17 protein-coding genes are annotated in these 19,060 nt (G+C 71.5%); 9 read left to right on the plus strand and 8 right to left on the minus strand.

Going from position 1 to position 19,060, the window contains the following annotated elements; translation table 11 throughout:
* The first annotated feature begins 54 nt into the window (after positions 1–54).
* Positions 55–1,167 carry an alcohol dehydrogenase catalytic domain-containing protein gene (locus ACFC1K_RS09575; RefSeq protein ID WP_375871422.1) on the plus strand — a complete coding sequence of 371 codons (1,113 nt, stop codon included), beginning with the start codon at positions 55–57 and terminating at the stop codon, positions 1,165–1,167.
* A gap of 53 nt (positions 1,168–1,220) precedes the next feature.
* Positions 1,221–1,610, plus strand: a complete 390-nt coding sequence (locus tag ACFC1K_RS09580) for an MmcQ/YjbR family DNA-binding protein (RefSeq protein WP_310288955.1) — start codon at positions 1,221–1,223, stop codon at positions 1,608–1,610.
* On the opposite strand, the gene ACFC1K_RS09585 is transcribed toward ACFC1K_RS09580, so the two are convergent.
* Genes ACFC1K_RS09585 through ACFC1K_RS09600 form a run of 4 tightly spaced genes read right to left on the minus strand, consistent with a single transcriptional unit; the run spans position 1,607 to position 5,165 of the window.
* Entirely contained in the window at positions 1,607–2,029 is a 423-nt protein-coding gene (locus ACFC1K_RS09585) for a DUF1801 domain-containing protein (protein ID WP_310288954.1), read from the minus strand. The genes ACFC1K_RS09580 and ACFC1K_RS09585 overlap by 4 nt on opposite strands.
* A 43-nt stretch (positions 2,030–2,072) precedes the next feature.
* Positions 2,073–2,480, minus strand: coding sequence for an ester cyclase (locus tag ACFC1K_RS09590; RefSeq protein ID WP_375871423.1), 408 nt, complete (start codon positions 2,478–2,480; stop codon positions 2,073–2,075).
* 7 nt (positions 2,481–2,487) lie between these two features.
* On the minus strand, positions 2,488–4,230 hold the full coding sequence (locus ACFC1K_RS09595) for a Dyp-type peroxidase (protein ID WP_375871424.1): 1,743 nt from the start codon (positions 4,228–4,230) through the stop codon (positions 2,488–2,490).
* Entirely contained in the window at positions 4,227–5,165 is a 939-nt protein-coding gene (locus ACFC1K_RS09600; RefSeq protein WP_375871425.1) for a hypothetical protein, read from the minus strand. Before ACFC1K_RS09600 ends, ACFC1K_RS09595 begins: the two co-directional genes overlap by 4 nt.
* A gap of 147 nt (positions 5,166–5,312) precedes the next feature.
* On the opposite strand from ACFC1K_RS09600, the gene ACFC1K_RS09605 reads away from it, so the two are divergent.
* The 6 genes from ACFC1K_RS09605 (at position 5,313) to ACFC1K_RS09630 (ending at position 12,843) form a co-directional block, all read left to right on the plus strand.
* Positions 5,313–6,551, plus strand: coding sequence for an acyl-CoA dehydrogenase family protein (locus ACFC1K_RS09605; RefSeq protein ID WP_375871426.1), 1,239 nt, complete (start codon positions 5,313–5,315; stop codon positions 6,549–6,551).
* Between the two features lie 163 nt (positions 6,552–6,714).
* Positions 6,715–6,909: a hypothetical protein gene (locus ACFC1K_RS09610; protein WP_310288942.1), complete on the plus strand. Its 195-nt coding sequence runs from the start codon at positions 6,715–6,717 to the stop codon at positions 6,907–6,909.
* 247 nt (positions 6,910–7,156) lie between these two features.
* Positions 7,157–7,372 (plus strand): hypothetical protein, encoded by a 216-nt coding sequence (locus ACFC1K_RS09615; protein ID WP_375871427.1) that lies wholly within the window; start codon positions 7,157–7,159, stop codon positions 7,370–7,372.
* 37 nt (positions 7,373–7,409) lie between these two features.
* Positions 7,410–10,361 (plus strand): AAA family ATPase, encoded by a 2,952-nt coding sequence (locus ACFC1K_RS09620; RefSeq protein WP_375871428.1) that lies wholly within the window; start codon positions 7,410–7,412, stop codon positions 10,359–10,361.
* Between the two features lie 162 nt (positions 10,362–10,523).
* The gene (locus ACFC1K_RS09625; RefSeq protein ID WP_375871429.1) at positions 10,524–11,570 is read left to right on the plus strand and encodes an ATP-dependent DNA ligase; all 1,047 of its coding nucleotides are present in this window, start codon (positions 10,524–10,526) and stop codon (positions 11,568–11,570) included.
* A gap of 97 nt (positions 11,571–11,667) precedes the next feature.
* Positions 11,668–12,843, plus strand: a complete 1,176-nt coding sequence (locus ACFC1K_RS09630) for a serine hydrolase domain-containing protein (protein WP_375871430.1) — start codon at positions 11,668–11,670, stop codon at positions 12,841–12,843.
* A 38-nt stretch (positions 12,844–12,881) separates the two neighbouring features.
* On the opposite strand, the gene ligD is transcribed toward ACFC1K_RS09630, so the two are convergent.
* The 3 genes from ligD to ACFC1K_RS09645 form a co-directional block, all read right to left on the minus strand.
* Positions 12,882–13,925 carry a non-homologous end-joining DNA ligase gene (ligD, locus tag ACFC1K_RS09635; protein WP_375871431.1) on the minus strand — a complete coding sequence of 348 codons (1,044 nt, stop codon included), beginning with the start codon at positions 13,923–13,925 and terminating at the stop codon, positions 12,882–12,884.
* A 142-nt stretch (positions 13,926–14,067) separates the two neighbouring features.
* Positions 14,068–15,261 carry an SseB family protein gene (locus ACFC1K_RS09640; protein ID WP_375871432.1) on the minus strand — a complete coding sequence of 398 codons (1,194 nt, stop codon included), beginning with the start codon at positions 15,259–15,261 and terminating at the stop codon, positions 14,068–14,070.
* A 67-nt stretch (positions 15,262–15,328) separates the two neighbouring features.
* Complete coding sequence (locus tag ACFC1K_RS09645) at positions 15,329–15,745, minus strand: hypothetical protein (RefSeq protein WP_310288929.1); 417 nt, start codon at positions 15,743–15,745, stop codon at positions 15,329–15,331.
* Positions 15,746–15,824: 79 nt separating this feature from the next.
* On the opposite strand from ACFC1K_RS09645, the gene ACFC1K_RS09650 reads away from it, so the two are divergent.
* Positions 15,825–16,433, plus strand: a complete 609-nt coding sequence (locus tag ACFC1K_RS09650) for a MerR family transcriptional regulator (protein WP_375871433.1) — start codon at positions 15,825–15,827, stop codon at positions 16,431–16,433.
* 39 nt (positions 16,434–16,472) lie between these two features.
* On the opposite strand, the gene ACFC1K_RS09655 is transcribed toward ACFC1K_RS09650, so the two are convergent.
* Positions 16,473–18,932, minus strand: a complete 2,460-nt coding sequence (locus tag ACFC1K_RS09655; RefSeq protein WP_310288923.1) for a UvrD-helicase domain-containing protein — start codon at positions 18,930–18,932, stop codon at positions 16,473–16,475.
* Between the last annotated feature and the right edge of the window lie 128 nt (positions 18,933–19,060).

A 19,060-nucleotide genomic window follows, 5' to 3' on the forward strand; every position in this document is an offset into this window, starting at 1 on the left:
GAATGGGGGCGCGCGTTCTCCATTCGGGGTACGGTCGCACGACGAGGAGGTCGCATGAGGATCACCGGAGCAGTGCTCGAGGTCTCGGGCGCCGAGCCGCCGTTCGCCGAGACGCGCCCGTTCACGGTGGGCGAGGTCGAACTGGACCCACCCGGACCCGGCGAACTGCTCGTGCGGATCGAAGCCGCGGGCGTGTGCCATTCCGACCTCAGCGTCGTCGACGGCAACCGCGTGCGACCGGTGCCGATGCTGCTGGGCCACGAGGCCGCCGGCATCGTCGAGCAGCTGGGCGACGATGTCGACGATCTCGCCGTCGGCGATCGCGTGGTCATGACGTTCCTTCCCCGCTGCGGCGAGTGCGACGGATGCCTCACCGACGGGCGCCTGCCGTGCACACCGGGTTCGGCGGCCAATGCCGCGGGCACGCTGCTCGGTGGCGGCATCCGTCTCCACCGCGGTCGCGAGGGTGGGCGGCAGGACGTGCACCACCACCTCGGTGTCTCGGCCTTCGCCACCTACGCCGTGGTGGGTCGCGCATCGGTCGTGCGCGTCGACTCCGACGTGCCGGCCGAGATCGCCGCACTGCTCGGGTGCGCGGTGCTCACCGGCGGCGGCGCGGTGGCCAACGCCGGTCGCCCGGCACCCGGCGACCGGGTCGTCGTGGTCGGGCTCGGCGGTGTGGGCATGGCGGCGCTCCTCGTCGCCGTCGCATCAGGTCACGAGGTTATCGGGGTAGACACGGTGCCTTCGAAGCTCGCCGCCGCCCTGGAGTGCGGGGCGAGCGGGGCGCTGACTCCCGAGGAAGCCGTGGACCACGGCATCCGTGCCCCCGTCGTCGTGGAGGCGGCCGGCGCCGCGCGCGCGTTCGAGACCGCCCTCGCCCTGACCGCGCCGGGCGGCACCACGGTGACGGTCGGGCTGCCGGCGCCCGGCGCGCGCGCGAGCGTGTCGCCGCTGCTGCTCACCGCCGAAGCACGGACTGTCGTCGGCAGCTACCTCGGCTCCGCCGTGCCGAGCCGCGACATCCCCCGCTACGTCGAGCTGTGGCGGGCCGGGCGCCTCCCGCTCGAGCGGCTCGTCTCGTCCCGCATCGGCCTCGACGACCTCGACGCGGCGATGGACAGGCTCGCCGCGGGCGGCGAGCTGCGCCAGCTGATCACGTTCTGACCGAACGGCGGAGGGGCCACAGGCGCGTCGGAGGTGCGCCGTAGGCTCGGGGCGTGGCCACCCTCGACGATCTGCGCGGCACCGCGGCCGGGCTCCCCGGGAGCGAGGAGCGCGCGACGACGGGCGGCGCCGCCTGGTTCGTGCGCAACAAGCTGTACGCCTGGGAGTGCCATCCCTGGCCGAGCATCCCCGACGACGTGCGGGCCATCATCGCGTCCGAGCTCGTCGTCGGCGTCAAGGTCGCCGACCCGATCGACGCCCTGGCCCTGGTCGAGATGGAACCCGACGTGTTCCTGCGAACGACCACGCCGTGGGGCGAACCGAAGATCGCGTTCCGCATGGCCGGCATCGACGCGGATCACCTCACCGAGCTGGTCACCGAGGCGTGGCGCGTGCAGGCTCCGAAGTACCTGCGACGCGAGTTCGACGAGCAGGCGGGTTAGGGCAGCGGGTCGTCGCCGCGCCCCCACGCGATGGCGATCAGCCGCCGCAGGACGCCGAGATCGATGTCGTCGAGCTTCTTGACGTACACGCAACCCGCACCCTCGGTGTACTCTCCGAGCTCCGGCAGCAACTCGGCTCCGTCGGGCAGGTCCTTCAGCCCGTAGAGCGAGAGCTGCGCCTTGCGCGGCGAGAACGCGGTCTTGGGCCACTGGCCCTGCCGCTTGGGGTCGGACGGAGACACGTACCGATAGCTGCCGTAGCCGACCATCGACGGACCCCACATCACGGGCTCGGCCCCGGTCACCTCACGGAAGATCTCCGCCAGGGCCAGTCCGTCGTCGCGCCGTCGCTGCGGCGTCGCCGCCTCGAGGAACGCCGACACATCCGCGTCGGTCGCCTGGGTCTTGATCTCGCTCACGCCGCCATTATGGCGGCCGAGGCCGACACGGGACCAGAAGCCGTCAGCGGCCGGCCGGCGATCCGCTCAGCTGGTCCAGCACTTCGAATCGCGCATCCGAGCCGGAGTACTCGGTGATGCGCCCGCTGACCACCCGGTACATCGCGAACTCGGCCACGTTGACGTGCCGGCGGGTGGGCGCGACGCCACGGAACGCCCCGACCTGAGTGCCGCTGCCGCGCACGTGGGCGGCGAGGCGGTCGTCTTCGGCGACGAGCTGGATGCGCCGCCACCGCCAGTCCGGGAACGCGTCGAACATGTCCGCCAGGTCGTCGATCCAGGCGTCCGCGCCCGCCGGCAGGTGGGCTCGGCGCACCGAGGGATCGAGGAACGACCGGATCGCATCGAGGTCGTGGCGGTTGCACGCGTCGAGGAAGTCGGCGTACCACTCGCGCATCTCCCACGGCTCCACCTCCTCATTATCCGGGCGGCCGGAGCGGCCCTGGTCCCTCCGCGCCCGTGGCGAGGTGCCCACCCACGGCCGAGATGGCGGGCGCGAAGAAGTAGCCGCCACCGGTCGGCGTCACCCACTCGCGGTCGAGGAGGAACCTCTTCGCCTCGCCCGACGGCGTGCGCACCTCGAACGAGCGGTCGCGATCGCCATGGACGTCGGCCTGGCCGATGACCGGGTCGTGGCCGCCGGCGTTGGGCTGGAGGGCGGAGTTCGCCCACCGCCGTGTGACGAACTCGAACTGGTCCTCGATCGACGCCATGTGTGCGACGAACATGAGCCCGCGCTCGGCGGCGACCAGCTCCGGCGACGGATCGGTGACGCCCGCGAGCGCAGGTCCGTACGGGATGCCGCGCCGCAGCATCAGCCGCAGCATCGTGTCGGCGGGGGCGCCGAAGTCGGTGCCGCTGTCACGCGGGTTGACCTTGCGGATGTGCCCCGCCATCGGGCACACGTCGCCGAAGACATCGGCCCGTGCCTTCGCGTGCCCGTCACCGCCGTAGCCCCCGTCCAGGAGCCCGGCCTCCGGCGCCCACGCCTTCGTGTCGTCGTCGAACTGGAAGTGGTTGTTCGCGAACTCGTCGCCGGCGAGGTCGAGGTCGTCTCTCTCCGGTGTGCGGGAGACCGGCGCACCGCTGGGCCAGCGGCCGACCATCAGCGAGGCGAAGTGCACCGGATCGGTGCCGTAGTGCGCGCTTGCAGCGGCCGCGAAGTCCCAGAACGCGGGAACGTCCTGCGCGAGTCGCCGGCAGACCAGATATGAGCCGAGGCGCGCCCAGCCGGGGAACACTCCGTCGTCGGCCGCGGGCACGAGCGGATCGGCGGGGTTCTGCCGAGGCATCCCGATCACGAACTGGCCCGGCCAGACGAGCGGCTGACCCGCCTTTCCGAACAGGCGCGCGTGCGGGTCGCGCGGGTCGAGGTAGCGCGGGGCGAGCAGTTCGCCGTCGGCCGTCGCGCCGCGCACACCGGGCTGCGAGACGCCGTCCTTGAAGCCGAAGTGCTCGTGCCCGCCGAGGTCGCCCGGCAGGTTCTCGCCCGCCTGCGCGAAGAGCACCGACACCCCGTTCCGCGCACCTTCTGCAAGGATCACGGATGCCTCGGCGTCGGCATCCGCGGCGGAATCGGCGGCGACCGTGACGAGGAAGTCGGCCTCCGATTCCTCGCCTCCGACCCGCCAGCGGGCCCGGTGTCCGGGCTTCGTCGGGTCGGCCGGATCACCGAGGTAGGTCGAGCGCGCGGCGAGCCCCTGCCGGAACGCCTCATCGCTCATGGCGTCCAGCGCCTCATCGCCCACGAGCTTCGCGACGGCCGGGCCCGAGAGCGCGAAGGCGACCCAGGTGGCGGGTGCCGTGGGCTCGGTGGCGCCCGTCCGGAGTCGCTCGCGCCGGAACTCGCGACGGAAGTCGAGCACCTCCTGCATGCTGCTGAGGCGCGGCGCGAGCCACGTGAGCCAGGCGCGTGAGCCTTCGACGTCTTCGATCCGCAGGAACAGGAACCGCTGGTGGTCCTTGTTGAACCCGGGGATGACGTTGCCCTGGATGTCGGCGGTCGTCGCCGGATCGAACCGCGGCTCACCCTCCGGGAACGCGTCCCCCGCGAGCGCGCGTGCGACAGGCCCGGGCTCCGGCGCGGGCAGCTCGATGCCCGAAAGCCGCGGGACGCCGCCCGCCATGAGCCCCGCGAGCGCGTGCGCTCCTTTGCCGCTCATGCTGCTCCCCCGCTCACGACGTGCGCCGACATGGTGATGTGCTCGGCGATCTGGCCGCCGAACTCGATCGGCCGCCCGCCGATACGGATGTCGCCCACCAGGAACCCCTCCCCTGCCGGCACCTCGTAGGTCACCCGGAGCGCCGCACCCGGCTCGCCGCGCTCGATCGTCCAGTAGTCGCCGACCGGCGTGCCGTCGGGTTTCGTCCAGCCCGAATCGTCCCAGCCGATCATGTAGAGCCCGGGCGGATCCGCCGTGGCGACCGACAGCCCCTGCCGCGACATCGCCCAGACGTCGAAGTTGATGCGGGCGTCGGCCCCGGTCTCCCGCGAGTACGGCAGCGCGTCGTAGCCGTCGACGGCGTGCTGCGACGGCTCGCTCTCCTGCGAGACGCCGAGCAGGTCGCCCATCGAGTTGATGGGCATGACGTAGTGCACGATGCCGTCGGTCGTGTTCCACCGGTTCCGGGGGTCGTACTCGCCGCCGTCGGGGAAGAGGTCCTCCTCCGCGACAGCCGGCGAGACGAGTCGCCGGTAGAGAGCCAGCACGGTGTCGGGGTGCACCTCGGCGAGCAGCATCCAATACTCCGGCGTCTCGGTGGTGAAGGTGACGCGCGCGATCCTGCCGTCGACCTTCTCGACGTGCCACTCGAGGTACTCGATCTGCACCTCGCGCGATTCCGCCGCCGCGTACGCGGCACGACGATCGTCGCGATGCTCCATGAGCAGCGGCCTCGAGAGCCCCGTCCAGGTGATCGCCCGCTCGCGATCGCGGTTCCCGGGATGCAGCACCGGGTTCACGTACGCGCCGCGGCCGCTCACCTCCGTGGACGCGGCGATCAGCGCGCTCACGAGGTCGTGCCACTGATCTGGGAAGTCCGACCCCGGCCCCGCATCGTCGAGGTGTGCGGGCGCCGAGAACCGGACCAGTTCCATGCTCGAGAAGCTAGCAGCGGGGGCGGGTGGTGCGCACGCGGACATTCCGGGTGCGGCACATGAGACTGAGTACTATTGATCGTGGGATTCAGTTCCACGAGAATCGGATACCGCACCACCGCACACCCACACGCCAGGAGTCCGATCGTGACCGACTTCCAGCCCCGCCCCGGCCAGCGCGTCGAGGGCTACGACGTCACCCGGCGTCGCGGCACCGATTACTACGCCGTGTTCGCCGACATCCCCGCCGCCGATCGCGAGGTGTGGGAGCGCGCGCAGGCGTACGTCGACGAGGTGGGCACGCGCATGCAGGACGCCTGGGACACCGGGGAGTATCCGCTCGACATCGCGATGCGCGGCGGCGAGCTCGACCTGTTCAACGACGGCATCGTGCATCCGGCGCTCACCCGCTTCTCGCCGCTGGCGGCGGGCCTGGTGAACATGGAGATCTCCCGCGGCGACGGCTCGCTCGGCACGGTGCTCGCCGTCCAAGGCGGCCTGGCGCTCCGCACGCTCGCGCTGTTCGGCAGCGACGCGCAGCAGGCGCGCTGGCTGGTGCCGGTCGCCAGAGGCGAGGTCGCAGCATCCTTCGCCCTCACCGAACCCGACCACGGATCGGACTCGGTGTCTCTCGAGACCGTGGCCCGCCGGGACGCCGCAACGCAGGAGTGGGTGATCGACGGCGCGAAGAAGTGGATCGGCAACGGCGCCTCGGGCGGCATCACGTTCGTGTGGGCGCGCGTCGAAGCGGACGACGACGAGTTCCACGGTGCGGTGCGCTGCTTCCTCGTCGAGCAGGACACCCCGGGGTACACCGGCACGGTGATCACCGGCAAGGCGTCGCTGCGCGGCATCCATCAGGCGCATATCGTGCTCGACGGCGTGCGCGTGGCGTCCGATGCGGTGCTTCCGGGCACGAAGAGCTTCAAGGATGCCTCGACCGTGCTGTACTCGACCCGCTCGGGTGTCGCGTGGTCGGCGCTGGGCCACGCGACGGCCTGCTACGAGGCCGCGCTCGCGTACTCGCAGCAGCGCATCCAGTTCGGCAAGCCTCTGGCGAAGTTCCAGATGGTGCAGGAGCGGCTCGCGAACATGCTCGAGGAGCTCACCGCGATGCAGCTGTACTGCCGCTGGATGGCCGATCTCGAGGAGCGCGGCGACCTGCGCCCGACGCAGGCCTCGCTCGCGAAGTACCACAACACCCGCGCCGCGCGCCGGATCGCGTCGACCGCCCGCGACATGCTCGGCGGCAACGGCATCCTGCTCGAGAACGGCGTCATGCAGCACCTGGCCGACATCGAGGCGATCCACACGTACGAGGGCACCGAGAGCATCCAGGCGCTGCTCATCGGCCGCGACATCACGGGCATGAGCGCGTTCGCCTGAGGCGTTCGACGCCGGCTTAAGACGCCGGGTGGCCGCACTAAGGTACCTGCGGCCGTCAAGACAAGGCGATCGCCCGATGAGGGGAACCCGCCTTAGCGAGGAAAGTCGTACCTGTCAGCACAACCGGAACCGATCCGAGTTCCGCCGCAGACAGGAGAGACCCATGAACGACACGACTTTCACCGGCTACGTCCTCGACCAGCACCGCGCCGCAGACCTCGTGCGCCAGAACGAGATGATGCGCGCCCACCGCGAGCGCGGGCAGTCGCCGGCTCGGCCTGCCGGGCAGCCGCTGGCGGCCTGGTTCCGCGGGGTTCTGCACCACGGTGCGGGTGCCACGGCCATCGCGGGTCACTGACCCGGATTCCACAGACCCGGGGGGCGCACACCCCGAAACTGTCCACGCGAGTGCGCATGAAGAGGGCGAAGCCGGCACCGGCTTCGCCCTCTTTCCTCGCGCGGGATCCCGCTGCGACCCCGAACCCGATCTGAGGACGCGGGTGCTGCGAATAGGGCATCCGCCCGATGAGTGCCCGACCCCTTAGCGAGCACAGTCGTACCTGTGAGAAGCCCCGCCTCGGCGGGTCGCCCGACAGGAGACGCACATGAACGACACGACGTACCTCGCCTCGGTGCTCGACGCGCATCGCGCGGAGGACCTGCGTCGGGAGGTGGCGCTGCTCGCGCAGCACGCGGAGCGCGACGCCGAGGCAGCCGCGACGCCGGCGGCACGGCATGCGGCGGCGGCAGCATCCGGGCAACACCGTTTCTGGTGGCCGCACCGCTCCACTGGGCACACGACGTTCGTCGCCACGCGATGAGGGTCCCCCGGCGCACGGAAGGTGCCACGATATGACCATGCCCGCTCTCTCCTCGAGCCCGCGCATGGTCGGCCGGCACACCGAGCTCGCCGCCCTGCTCGAGGCGTACGACAACGGCGTGGGCGGAGTCCCGCGCACCGTCATCGTGCGCGGCGAGGCGGGGGTCGGCAAGACGCGACTGGTGCAGGAGTTCCTCGCGCTCGTGACCGCCGATCCGCTCGACGCGCGCCCCGACGACGCACCCGTCATCGCGTTCGGGCAGTGCGTCGACCTCGGACCCATCGGTGCCGCGTTCGGCCCGGTGCGTCGCGTGCTGCGCGACCTGCACGCCGCCGTCGGCACCGACGCGCTGCGCGACGCCGCGGGCTCGGCCGCCGCGATCGCGAGCCTCGCGGCGCTGGTGCCCGGCATCGCCGACGAGTCTCCCGAGGCCGACGAGCCGGCGGGCGAGTTCGCCGAGGCCATCGAGGTGCTGCTCGAGCGCCTGTCGCAGCGCCGTCACGTGGTCGTCGTGCTCGAAGACCTGCAGTGGGCGGATGCTGCCACCATGGCCCTGCTCAAGACCCTGGCCAGCACGCTCCGGGGCCGCCGGCTCACCATCGTCGCGACGTACCGCTCCGACGACATCGACCGGTTCCATCCCCTGCGGCCCGTGCTGGCCGAACTCGACCGCACGCGTTCCGTCGTGCGCGTCGAGGTGACGCCGCTCACGGCCGACGAGGTCGCCGAGCAGGTCGCACAGCTGGCGAGCGGCCTGGACCCGCGGGTCGTCGAGGCGCTCGCGGAGCGCAGCGGAGGCATCCCCTTCCTCGTCGAGGAGCTCGTCGACCTCGGCGACCGAGCACTCCCCGACACGCTGCGCGAGCTGGTGCTCGCGCGTTACGCCCGTCTCGGCGACGAGGCGCAGCAGGCCGTGCGCACGATGGCCGCGGGCGGCGTGCACGTCGACGACGATGTGCTCGCGGCCGTGACCGCGCTCGACGAGAGCGCGCTCGACCACGCCGTGCGCGAGGCCATCGACACCCGGGTGATCGTCGCCGACGGCCCCGGCTACTGCTTCCGGCACGCGCTCACGCGCGAGGCGGTCGAGGCCGAGATGCTGCCGAGCGAGCGCGTGCGCGTGCACCGGCGGTACGCCGAGCACCTGCGCGACCACCGCGGCGACTCCCCCGACGACGCGTCCGCGGTCGCCGAGCACTGGCTCGCGGCGCGCGACCTCCCCGCAGCCTTCGATGCCACCGTCGCGGCGCTGGAGCGGTCCAGATCGCGATTCTCGCCGGCGACGTCGGCGAAGCTCGCCGAGCGCCTCACGGAGCTCTGGGACCAGGTTCCGGATGCCGAGACCCGCGCCGGCACGACCCTCCCCGAGCTGCACCTCGATGCCGCGCAAGCCTGGCACGATCTGGGTGACGCCGAGCGTTCGCTGCGATCGGCGAACGAGGGTCTCGCGGTGTGTCCTGACGACCCGCTCACGCGCGCGGCGCTGCTGCGGCAGCGATTCGTGCAGACGTACAACGCGGAGCACCGAGGGCGTGCCGAGGATCTCGAGAAGGCCGTCTCGTTGCTGGAGGGCCTCGATGACCCCCGCGCGCGCATCCTGCTGTCGCGCGTACTCACCAACATCGCGCTCGAGGAGCATGGAACGGATGCCGCCGCCCATGCGGCACGGGCAATCGCATTGGCCGAGGAAGCCGGGGACGACGCCGCGCTCTCGGTCGCGCTGACGGTCGAGGCGTGGCGCATCGCCGGCGACGAGGACGACGAGCCGAGGGCATTGGCGCCGCTGCAGCGCGCGGTGACGCTGTCGATCGACCCGCCGATGCGGGCGTACGCGGGTGCGGCCCTCACCGACATGCTGGCGCGCGTCGGGCGATTCGACGAGGCCGTCGTCGTCGGCACCCAGCATTACGAGGACGTCACCCGAGCGGGCATCGAACGGGGGTCGGGCTCGGGGCTCGCGTATTCACTCGCCGTCGCCTTGTTCGCGACCGGGCGCCCCGAGGGCGCGCGGCGCTACGCGCTGCGGGCTCGACGGCTGATGAAGAACCCGCTCCATGGCGCGTCCATCGTCCGCCTGCTGGCCTCGCACCTGACGTGGGACGATCGCGACGCAGAGCGGGCAGAGCTCCTCCTGGCCGAACGCGCCACGATCGAGGACTCGCGGCGACGGTTCCCCGACAAGCGCGGGTGGTGGGCGGTCGAGCGCGCGGAGGCGCTGCTCACACTGCGCGGCGCGAGCGCAGACGCCACGGCAGACGTGCTCGCCGGAGTCCTCGCCGACGTCTTCGACATCGCGGACGCCGAGACCGGCGCGGCGGCGGTGCGCCGCTACGCGGTGGTGACAGCGGCGCTTCTCACCCTCGTCCCGGGCCGCCCGGCCGATCGGGAGCTCCGCGACCGGCTGACCGCGAAGGTCGAGACATGGCCCGACCACGCGGCGGCGGAGGCGCACGCCGACCTCGTCCGGGCACTTCTCGCCGATGCCGACGGCACCCCCGAACACAGGGTCGCCGTGTGGCGCTCGCTCATCGGCGCGCCGACCGACGATCTCCTGGCCGTGTGGCACCGGCAGCTCGCACGCTGCCGCCTGGCCCTCGCCCTTCTCGACGCCGGGGACCGCGACGCGGCCGCGGAACTCCTCACGGAGATCGTCGCGACGGCGCCCTCCGAGGGGGTTGCTCGCGTGGGCCGGTGGGCGGCGGAGCTCGCCGCGCACGCCCGCCTCACGCCCACCTCTGCAGACGAAGTGAGCGAGGGTGGCGTCATCACGACCCTCACGCCGCGCGAACTGCAGGTGCTCGAGCTCATCGCCGAGGGCCTCACCAACCCGCAGATCGGGCAGCGCCTGTTCATCAGCCCGAAGACCGCCTCGGTGCACGTGTCGGCGATCCTCGCGAAGATCGGCGCCGCCAACCGGGCCGAGGCCGCCGCGCTCTACGCCGCGTCCGTGTCTGCCTCGACGTCCGCATCGTCCCCGACGTCGGCCTGACCCGGCTCTGCCCCGGGTCCGCAGCATCCGTCCCGCCTGCACTCACCCTCGAGTCGCCACAACACGCCGGCTGGGCCCGTGCCGTTCCGGCGTGTTGTGGCGACTCGGCAAGATGCCGGCGCGGGGTGTCGGGTGTCGGCGGGGAACGGCAGGATGAGACGCATGCCGTACGAGATCCCTGCGCCGATGCTCGCGAAGTCCGTTCCCGACATTCCCGATCCGGCGAAGGCGGCGGGTGGGCTCAGCTACGAGCCGAAGTGGGACGGGTTCCGCGCCCTCATCTCGTGGGACGGCGAGAACGTCGAGATCGGATCGCGCGGCGCGAAGCCGCTGACGCGGTACTTCCCCGAGCTCGTCGAGGCGTTCGCGCGGCTCCTGCCCGAGCCGTGCCTGCTCGACGGCGAGATCGTCGTGCCGATCGACCGCGACGGGCGACGCCGGCTCGACTGGGAGTCGCTGTCGCAGCGCATCCACCCCGCGGCATCCCGGGTCAACATGCTCGCCGAGACCACCCCGGCGATGTTCATCGCGTTCGACCTGCTGGCCGTCGGCGACCGCGACCTCCAGAACGAGCCGTTCGAGACGCGGCGGCAGACCCTCGTAGACCTGTTGCGCGACGTGCCCGACCCCGTGCACGTCACGCGCACGACCGACGACCCCGACCTCGCCCGCCGCTGGCTCGCCGAGTTCGAGGGCGCCGGGCTCGACGGCGTGGTCGCGAAGCCGCTCGATCAGCCCTACGCCCCGGGCAAGCGCACGATGTTCAAGATCAAGCACGCGCGCACGGCCGATGTCGTGGCGCTGGGCTATCGCATCCACAAGTCCGGCGAGGGCGTCGGCTCACTGCTCGTCGGCCTGTACAGCGAGGACGGCACGCTCTACCCGGTCGGCGGCGTGGCCGCCTGGAGCAACGCCCGCCGCCTCGAGCTCATCGACGAGCTCGCCCCGCTCGTCGAGCGCGACGCCGACGGCGAGGCGCTGCGCGGCGAAGGTGAGAAGTCGCGCTTCCAGGCGGGTCGGGCCGACTCGTCGTTCGTGCGGCTGCGCCCCGAGCGCGTGCTCGAGGTGCGCTACGACCAGCTCGAAGGCTGGCGCTTCCGCCACACCGTGCAGTTCGAGCGCTGGCGCCCCGACCGCGACCCGCGCTCGTGCACCTACGAGCAGCTCGAGGTGGTCGCCGCGTACGACTTGGCCGACGTCCTGGTCTGACGCGTTCGGAGGCGGGCGGCGGCTGCCGGCCGTGCTCTGTCCGCGTGCGCGGCGCGGGTGTACCGTGCGGTCAGGGTCACTGCTGACGGAGGCACCCATGGCCCGCATCGACCACCCGCGCTCTCGCGGTCGTGCCGGCACGCGAGTCGCGTTGATGTGCGCCGCGATCGGGGCGCTGCTGGTGTCGGGATGCTCGTCCGCGTCGACCCCGCTCCCCGAGCAGACGTCACCGGCCGACGCGATCCGCGAGGACATCGACTCGGTCTTCGGCACGCTGTACGGCGAGGATGCGGTCCGCGCGGTGCTCGTTCAGCAGCACGGCGAACTCGTGTACGAGCAGTATCAGGAGTCGACCGCGGACGACACGTGGGACGTGCGCGGCGTCACGCGCGCGGTGACCTCGACCCTCGTCGGCATCGCCATCGACCGCGGACTCATCTCGGGGGTCGACGCCACCCTGGGTCAGCTCCTTCCCGACTATGCGGCGGTCCTCACACCTGAGACCTCAGCCATCCAGCTGAAGTCCGTGCTCACTCACACCGCGAACTTCGCGCCGACGTCCGAAGAGCGCGACATTCGCGGCACCCCCGCGGACTTGTACGCGCAGCCCGACTGGGTCGCCGCGATCCTCGCGGATCGCGCGGCCCGCGGACCCGGCGACGGCCGGTTCCTGTTCTCCGACATGGGCACGCACATCCTGGCCGCCGTCCTCGCGCAGGCAACCGGGATGTCCCCCCTCCACTTCGCGCAGGAGGCGTTGTTCGACCCGCTCGACATCGATGTCGCGCCGCTGTGGGAGGAGCGGTTCTCGCCAGGGAGCGACCCTGCGGTCCTGCTTCAGGAGTACCAGCATGCGGAAGTCGCGTGGCCCGCCGACCCGCAGGGGGTGAACCTCGGTTACACGCATCTGCGGCTCCACGCGACGGATCTCGTGCGCATCGGCCAGCTCATGCTCGACGAAGGTGTCTGGGGCGATGAGCAGATCGTGTCGGCGACCTGGGCGGTCCAGGCGACCACTCCCGTCGTCGCCACGATCGGGTACGGGAGGATCAGTTACGGCTACCAGTGGTGGGTCGACCCGCAGCGCGGCGTGTTCTACGCCCAGGGCGAAGGCGGGACGGCGGTGGTCGTCGATCCCGTGAGGGACGCCGTGGCCGTGATCGCGTCCGAGGTCGCGATCGACGATCCGCGGGGCAATCACGGCTATGCGAGCTCGACGGCAGTGGGGCTCGCTGCCCTGCTCCTCGCCGACCTGCCCACGGACTCCGGGTGAGGCCGGCAGACCGCTCTCCTTGGTGACCGGGTGTGCCCTCAGCCCTCGTCCTTCGGCCAGTTCGCCTCGTTCTTGCGGCTCGGCTGCACACGCGGCGGCTCGCCGGGCATCTTCGGGAAGTCCGGAGGGAACGGCAGCTCGCCGAGCCCGTCGTCGAGGTCGCGCTGCCACCACTCCAGCAGCGTGTCGATGCGCCCCGGCTTGGCGAGCAGGTCCGCCCACGGGTCGCCGACGTCGGCCAGGCGCTGCGGAACCGTGCGTACCGTGAACGCGGACGGGTCGACGCCGGCCCCCAGCTCGTCCCACGTGAGCGGCGTCGACACGGTCGCGCTCGGCAGCGCCCGCGGGCTGTAAGCGCCGGCCATCGTGCGATCGCGGTTCGCCTGGTTGAAGTCGATGAAGATGCGCTCGCCGCGCTCCTCCTTCCACCAGTTCATCGTCACCTTCTCGGGGAGGCGCCGCTCGAGCTCGCGGCCGGCGGCGATGACCGCGTGCCGCACGTCGAGGAATTCCCACTCCGGCTCGATCGGGCAGAACACGTGGATGCCGCGATTGCCGCTGGTCTTGAGGAACGCCGTCAGCCCCGCTTCGGCGAGGACGTCGCGCATCGCGGGGGCGACGGCGGCAGCATCCGTGAAATCCGTTCCCGGCTGCGGATCGAGGTCGATGCGGAGCTCGACGGGGTTGTCGGTGTTCGCCGTCAGCGACGCCCACGGGTGGAAGACGATCGTGTTCATCTGCACGGCCCAGACGGCCGCGGCGATCTCGGTGAGGATGATCTGCGGATGCCGCCGCCCGCTGTTGTACGTCACGGTCTGGGCTTCGACGAAGGCCGGCGCCCCCTTCGGCGGGTTCTTCGAGTAGAACCGCTCGCCGTCGACGCCCTCGGGGAACCGTTCGAGCGAGACGGGGCGGTCGCCGTTGGCGGCGAGGAAGGGCTCCCGCACCGCGATGAGGTACTCCGCGAGCTCGCGCTTCGTGATGCCGACCTCCGGCCAGATCACCCGGTCGGGATTCGAGATCCCCACCTCGCGATCGCCGTCGGGGCCGGGCACGGTGAGGGTGATCCGCGGGGACGCCATGGATCAGACGCTAGCGGGCCTCCGCGACTGGGGCCACCCGGCCCGAGGCTCCGCTCGACGCGCCAGCGGCGAGTGGAGGGGCCGTGGGGACCGTCACCCCGCTCACCGCAGGAGGCGGCGCCGTCGCGCCCGGACGGGACTTTCAGTCGGCGAGAGCGAGCACCGGAGCGAGGTCCTCACGGCTGAGCCGGATCCACGGCCCGGCGGGGTCGACCACCACCCCGGTGATCCCGTCGTCGCTGCGCAGCGCCTTCGCGAGCTGCGCGCCGGTGATCGGACCGGCGTTGTCGCCACGGCCCATGACGGCGATCTCGAGCGGGTGCGAGTACACCTCGAGGAAGCGACGCCCCTCCGCGTCGCGCCCCTCCGCCAGGCCGGGCGCGCCGCTCTCGGCGACCCCCACCGCGACCCACAGCGGCACACGGGTGAGCGCCTCGGCCACCTTGGCGTTCATCTCGGGGGTGCGCTCCGCCGCGAGAAGGGTCTTCACGGTCAGCTGCGGATCGGCCTGCTCGACGGCCCGCTCGAGGAGCTCCTTCGGGAGCACGGCGCGAGACGGCGCGGACGCGGGGTCGATGATGATCCCGTCGTAGGAACTGGCGAACACGTGCCGCAGCACCGTGAGCACGGGCTGGCCCATCGCCGAGGTCTCGACGTCGCCGTCCGCCTTCACGCTCGCCTGGAGTGCGGCGCCGCTCGAGTAGACCAGCGCGAAGGTGCGCTCCCCGGAGTTCGCGATCGCGAGCGGAAGCCCCTTCCCTTCGGCGAGGAGCGCCCGGGCGTCGCCCTTGACCCGCAGGAACAGATGGCCCTGCATCAGCTGCCGCGCGACGTCGAGCAGCGCCTGCGACGCCGGAGCGTCGCCGATCCGCCCGAGCGCGGCGCGCAGCAGCACATTGTCGCGCAGCCCCGGCACCGTCTCGGTCTGCTCGGGCGCCGTGCGCATCCACTCCCGCACACCCATGCGCGGCTGCGGTCCCGGCGGGACGGTCTCGTCGGCCTGCGGCTCGCGGGGCTCGGCCGGGTGAACCGGCTGAGACTCCGCGGGAGACACCCCGAGCCCGCCGAAGGACGAGACGGAGATGGACACGGATGCCGCGGCATCCGTCGCCCCCTCATCAGCGGGCGCGTCGGGCGCCGTGCCCGGCTCCGCCCTCGAGGCGGCACCATCCGCCTCGGAACCAGGCGCATCAGTTGCCACAGCCTCCGCAGATCCGGAGGGAGCGACCGCTCCATCGGGTGCGATCTCGGCCGCGACGTCCTCAGCCTGTGCGGGCTCGGGGGAGGTCGGCGGCTGCTCGGCGGGCTTCTTCGGACGGCGCGAGAACAAGGCCATTGTGCGAGCCTAACCCGCCGTGGCGACGCGTCCCTCCGGATCGGATGCGACTCGGCACCTCCACAGGTCAGCTCAGCGCGGAGACCCCGGCGACGATCACCCCGATGCCGACGGCGAGAAGCGATGCCGCGAGCACGACGACGCCGGCCCACAGCAGCGCGATCGCGCGGCCGGGGCGCTGGGGATCGCGTCCCAGCACCGACAGGAAGAACCCGCCGGGGATGAGGAGTGCGCTCGCGAGCACGCCGACCGATGCCCACTGCCACGGCATGGGGACACCGACCGCCGACACCAGGAGGAGGCTCACGATCCCCAGGATCACGAGCACGCCGGCGTGTGCGTGCCCGGCGCGGAAGAAGGTCTTCTGCAGCCCGTTGAAGGGCAGACCGCGCGTCGCGATCCGCAGCAGGAAGGTGCCGCCCGACATGATGCCGATGACGGTGAGGATCGTCGCTCCGGCGACGATCGTGAGGATCGGGTCCATCGTGGCCTCCGTTGGATAGTTTCGCTCTCCAATATTGGATAGCTATAGTATCCAATGTCAAGACCTAGGGGGCCGCATCATGAAGATCTCGGAGCTGTCGGAGCGCAGCGGGGTCCCCGTGGCCACCGTGAAGTTCTACATCCGCGAGGGCATGCTGCCGCGGGGCGAGGCACTCTCGACGACGCGCGCCGAGTACGGCGAGGAGCACCTGGCTCGCCTCACGCTCATCGGCGCCCTGGCCGATGTGCGCGGACTCCCGCTGTCGCGCGTGCGTGACATCCTCGCGCTCATCGACGCCCCGGAGGACGACCCGATCGCGACCCTGGGGCGTGCGGTGGGCGCCCTCCCGCCGTACGTCGAGTCCGACCGCGACGACTATCCCCGCGCGCGAGAAGCGATCGGCGAACTCGGCCTCACGTACGACCCCGACTTCACCGCGGTTCCGCAACTCGACGAGGCGCTGAGAGCCCTGGAGGCGGCGGGATTGGATGCCTCCCCCACCGTGCTCCGCCGCTACAGCGACGCGATGCGCCAGGTCGCGACCGAAGAGCTCGCCCCGATGGCCGGCATGTCGCGCGCCGAGGCGGTGCCCTACGCGGTGCTCGGCACCGCGCTGTACGAGCCGGTGATCCTCGCACTCCGCCGTCTGGCCCACCACCACCTGCTGGTCGAGGGCAACGGTCGCTGAGCAGCCCACCTCGGGTTGCGCCCGGGCCCTGCCTCCGCGTCAGAGCTTGGAGATCGGGGCGATCTTGATCAGCAGCTTCTTCGGGCCGGCGGAGTCGAACCGCACGTGGGCGACGCGCTTCGCGCCCTCGCCCGTGACGGCGTCGACGCGGCCCTCGCCGAAGTCGTCGTGACGGATGCGGTCGCCGGGCGCCAGCTCGAGGTCGCCGTTGTCGCGCACCTTGGCGGGGATCTTGTTCGCGAACCGCTCGAGGTTGCCCGACGGCTCGCGCCGCGCCAGCGGCACCAGGTCATCGCCGTAGCGCCGACTGCCCGAACCGCCGAAGCCGGAGCCCGACCCCGAACCCCGCCGCGCGTTCAGTGCGCGGGACTGTGTGCCGCCACGCGAGTTGACGTCGCCCGGCGACTGGCGCCAGTGCAGCAGCTCGGCCGGGATCTCCTGCAGGAACCGGCTCGGCATCGCCACCGTCACCTCGCCGAACTGCGCACGGGTCATCGCGAGCGACAGGTACAGACGCTTGCGGGCCCGCGTGATGCCGACGTAGAACAGCCGGCGCTCCTCCTGCGGACCGCCGGGCTCCCCCGCCGAGATGCGGTGCGGGATGAGGTCCTCTTCGACACCCGTGACGAACACGGCGTCGTACTCGAGGCCCTTCGCCGTGTGCATCGTCATGAGCGACACCGAGCCCGAGGCGTCCTCGAGGTCGTCGGCGTCCGACACGAGAGCCACCTCGGTCAGGAAGTCGAGCAGCGTGCCCTCGGGGTTGTTGCGCGCGAACTCGCGCGCAACGGCCACCATCTCGTCGAGGTTCTCGATGCGCGCCTCGTCCTGCGCGTCCTTGCTGGCGCGCAGTGCGTCGTAATAGCCGCTCTTGTTCAGCAGCAGCGTCAGACCCTCGGCGACCGCGGTCGGCGGGGCGAGCTCGCCCGACGCCGGAAGCATGATCTCGGATGCCTCGGCCAGCACCGCGTCGAGATGCGCGATGGCCGCCTGGATCTTGGGGCCGACGCCCAGCGCCGACGAGTTCGCGAGCGCGTCGCGGAACGTGATCTGCTGGTCGGCCGCGTACCGCGAGATCGTCTCGATCGTCACGTCGCCGATGCCGCGGCGCGGGCGGTTGATGATGCGGCGCATCGCCATCTCGTCCGCCGGGTTCGCCACGGCGACGAGGTACGCCAGGGCGTCCTTGATCTCGGCGCGCTCATAGAACTTCGTGCCGCCCATGATCTTGTAGGGCAGCGCCGAGCGGATGAAGATCTCTTCCAGCGCACGCGACTGCGAGTTGGTGCGGTAGAACACCGCGACCTGCGAGTAGTCCACGCCGGCCCGGCGCAGGGCCTCGATCTCGTCGGCGACGAACTGCGCCTCGTCGTGCTGCGAGTAGCCGGTGAAGCCGACGATCTGCTCACCCTCGCCGACGTCGGTCCACAGCTTCTTGTCTTTGCGGTCGAAGTTGTGGCTGATGACGGCGTTCGCGGCCGACAGGATGTTCTGCGTCGAGCGGTAGTTCTGCTCGAGCAGCACGACCTTGGCGCCGGGGTAGTCCTTCTCGAACTCGCTGATGTTGCGGATGTCGGCGCCGCGGAACGCGTAGATCGACTGGTCCGAGTCGCCGACGACCGTGAGCGACGCGCCCTCTTCGGCGGCGGGCTCCGGCTCGAAGATCATCATGCCGCCCGACGCGGCGAGGGGTGCGGCATCCGATCCCGGAGGACGCGTCAGCTCGTGGATGAGCGCGTACTGCGCGTGGTTGGTGTCCTGGTACTCGTCGACCAGCACATGCCGGAAGCGTCGCCGGTAGACGTCGGCGACCTGCGGGAACGCGCGGAACAGGAACACCGTCTGTCCGATGAGGTCGTCGAAGTCGAAGGCGTTCGCCTTCTGCAGCTCCCGCTGGTACGCACCGAACAGCTCGACGAACACGCGCTCGGCAGGGTCGCTCATGTTGGCCGTGCGGGCGTAGGACTCGGCATCCGCCAGCTCGTTCTTGAGCCGCGAGATCTTCGACTGCGTGGCCGCGGGCGTGAGGCCGAACGCGTCGGCCTCGTGCTCCTTGACGAGGCGCTTGATGAGCGCGCGCGAGTCGCCCGAGTCGTAGATCGTGAAGGACTTGGTGAAGCCGAACTGCTCGGCCTCGCGCCGCAGGATGCGGACGCACGCGGAGTGGAAGGTCGAGATCCACATGCCGCGCGCCGAGTCGCCGATCAGGTGCTCGACGCGCTCGCGCATCTCACCGGCGGCCTTGTTGGTGAACGTGATCGCCAGGATCTGACTCGGCCACGCCTCGCGGCCTCGCAGCAGCGACGCGATGCGCCGCGTCAGCACGCTGGTCTTGCCCGAGCCCGCGCCGGCCACGATGAGCAGTGCCTGCCCGCGGTAGGTCACGGCCTCCCGCTGCTGCGGGTTGAGCCCTTCGAGCAGGTCGTCGTCGGGGCGTGCGCCGGGGGCCTGGGGGCCGATGTCTCTGCCGACGATGATGGGGGTGCTGGCGTCCGTCATTGCCCGTCAAGTCTAGGCGCGCGCCCCGACACCCACGCCGCTCGGCTCACGCCGCTGCAGAGCGATGGTCCCCCACGGCCCCGCCACTCGCCGCCGGCGCGTCGAGCGGAGCCTCCGGCCGCGTGGGC

Source organism: Microbacterium sp. NPDC056057, from assembly GCF_042266945.1.
In the GTDB taxonomy this organism is placed as follows: Bacteria; Actinomycetota; Actinomycetes; order Actinomycetales; family Microbacteriaceae; genus Microbacterium; species Microbacterium trichothecenolyticum_C.